The 2,558-nt window shown below is 64.2% G+C and carries 3 protein-coding genes; all 3 read left to right on the forward strand.

Translation table 11 applies throughout. The features are described from left to right. Window positions 1–369: 369 nt before the first annotated feature. Entirely contained in the window at window positions 370–777 is a 408-nt protein-coding gene (locus tag V7Q53_RS23315) for a transposase (protein WP_333831427.1), read from the forward strand. Then, entirely contained in the window at window positions 774–1,124 is a 351-nt protein-coding gene (tnpB, locus tag V7Q53_RS23320) for an IS66 family insertion sequence element accessory protein TnpB (RefSeq protein ID WP_333831429.1), read from the forward strand. The genes V7Q53_RS23315 and tnpB overlap by 4 nt, the downstream gene beginning before the upstream one ends. 82 nt (window positions 1,125–1,206) lie before the next feature. Further along, entirely contained in the window at window positions 1,207–2,316 is a 1,110-nt protein-coding gene (locus V7Q53_RS23325; RefSeq protein WP_333831430.1) for an AAA family ATPase, read from the forward strand. Window positions 2,317–2,558: the final 242 nt, after the last annotated feature.

A 2,558-nucleotide genomic window follows, 5' to 3' on the forward strand; every position in this document is an offset into this window, starting at 1 on the left:
AGCATAACCTTGCCAAGGTTAGGGTCGTGAGTTCGAATCTCATCGCCCGCTCCAGACAAAACCGCCGGTCCTCACGGGCCGGCGGTTTGTTCATTTCCGACCTCACCCCAGCGCGCGCATGGCGCAAACTGCCTTTGACAGGCAAGCGGCGTCTGATCGCCGGCACCCGGCAATGCGCGCTGCAATGTCTCGCGGCTACCGCTGCCCGGCCGATGCGCACCCTCAGAGACCGACGGCCACTTGTCCAGAAGATCAGGCGCCAGCACGGAGCTCAGGGCAACATTTGTTTCGTAAGCGGTGTAAAGACCCCATGTTTCCATAAATCAATGACTTAGCCATACTGAGGTCACCGGATAGAAGGAGGTGGCGATGCTGGATGGAGAGGTTGCAGACGCAGTGGCAGTGGTCTGGGGGCACACGGTTCCAGCGCTTCCGTGCGGGCGCCGCAAATGGCCTGAGGCGGTCCGTGCCATGGCGGTGGAGAAGATCGCCGCCGGGGCTGCGGTCCGGAAGATCGCAGCGGACATCGGAGCCAACAAATCGCTCGTGGCGAAATGGGTCAAGAATGCCGGTTCAGCAGATCCGACCCCTGACTTTATCGAGGCCCTGCCGCCGACTGCGGTCAAGGCCAAACCCCGTCCGGAGTCGGCCACGCCGGTGAAGGGTAATGCCGCGATCTGCCATATCACCCTCGGGGATGCCGATATCGCAATTTCGCCCGGCTACCCCGGCAATCACCTGATTGAGGTCCTGCGGGCAGTGAGGGCGTCGCAATGATCTCTCCCGGCAGTGGTTTTCGCATTTTTCTGGCCTCTCAGCCGATCGATTTCCGCAAGGGAATGGACGGCTTAGCCGCGCATGTGGCCAACAGCTTCGCCCTCGATCCGTTCTCCGGCGCGATCTATGTCTTCCGCTCGCGCCGGGCCGACAGGCTGAAGCTGCTGGTCTGGGATGGCACCGGCCTGGTGCTTGTCATGAAGCGGATGAATGGTCGGCGGTTCGCTTGGCCGAAGCCGCAATCGGGCCCGGTTACGCTGAGCAAAGTCCAGTTCGACGCCCTGTTCGAGGGGATCGACTGGACCAAGGTGGCCAGCGAACGCGTGCGCAAGCCCAATTTTCTCTGACTCAATCGCCCTCTCCAGCTTACTCCCCGGCCGGGCTCTCTCCCGGTCGCTCTCTCGGTTTTTGCCTGAAAGGACCCGGCCCATGTCCTCTATTCCCTTCATCGAAGCGCGGTTCTTCGACCCTGAGGAAACCCAGATCGCGCTGGAGCGCCGCCTTTCGGAACATCTGCGCCGAATGCGGGCGCATGATCTTCCGTCCGCTGGTTCTGAGAAGGCCGTTGAGGACGACGGCGACGACCTGGGCCTTGAGTTCGATGCCAGCGACATGGTCACTCTCGGTGAAAAAGACAGACGGCGCATCCGCCGCAGGGTCGAGCGGCTGCTGGAGCGACGCAAGGCCGCCTCCGGTCTCGCCCATCTCAAGCGTGAAGAACGCGAGCGTTTGGAGGGTCTGCGCGGTGGCGCGCAACTGATTGCCATCCCGTCTGAACACCGCGCCGACGAGCTGGCTGCGGCTCTGCACGGCGACATGCCCTGGATGGCCTCGGCCACCGAAGTGGTCTGGCACGCCATGCGCCGCTCTGTCCGGGAAGGCTGGCCCGGCTTGCGCCTGCCGCCCCTGCTGCTCGACGGCCCGCCCGGCATCGGCAAGAGCCACTGGGCGCGGCGGCTCGGGGAACTGCTGTCGGCGCCGGTGAGCGTCATCGAGGCCACCGGCGAGAATGCCAGCTTTGGCGTGGTCGGCAGCCAGCGTGGCTGGGGCGGTGCCTGCCCGGGCCGGCTGATCGAGACCGTCCTGCAGACCGGCATCGCCAATCCGGTGATCATTGTCGACGAGGTTGAGAAGGCCGGTCAGGCAGTTTCGACGAAAGGGCAGGCTTTCGGACTGGCCGAGGCGCTGTTGCCGTTGCTTGAACCGATGACGGCACGGCGCTGGAGTTGCCCCTTTTACCAGGTCAAGTTCGATATGGGCTGGGTCGGCTGGGTGCTGACCTCGAACAACTGGCACCTGCTGCCGGAGCCATTGCTCAGCCGCTGCCCTCCGCTACGGCTCCGGGAACTGACCAGCGTTGACCTTGCAGGGTTCATCCGGCGCGAAGGCATGAAGCGGGATTTGTCGGAGGCGGCGATTGGTGCCATCCTTGGGGCGCTGGCGCACGCGTCCTCGCGCGGCCACCGACCGAGCCTGCGGGTTGCTTCGCGCCTGCTGCAGCGTGCCGTCGAACTGGAGCGTTCCCCAGTGCGGCATTGAGGTTCATGCGCCCGGATGAGCTGATAATCTGCCATACCTGTCTGCTGAGGACTGCGCACCAACGCCATGAAGCATTGGAGGGCCGCTCATCACACCAGATTCAAGCTGCGAGTGCGCAACAAGTAGCGTGCCGAGAGGCGGCAACGCGGACAAGGCGCAATCAGCCTCAGTCCTCCACCTCAAACGCCAACCCCAGCGCCATCAGCCCCAGCCCGGCCAGCGCCGAGCCGCAGAGCACCGTG

It is taken from the genome of Pararhodobacter sp. (genome assembly GCF_036802785.1).
In the GTDB taxonomy this organism is placed as follows: Bacteria; Pseudomonadota; Alphaproteobacteria; order Rhodobacterales; family Rhodobacteraceae; genus Pararhodobacter.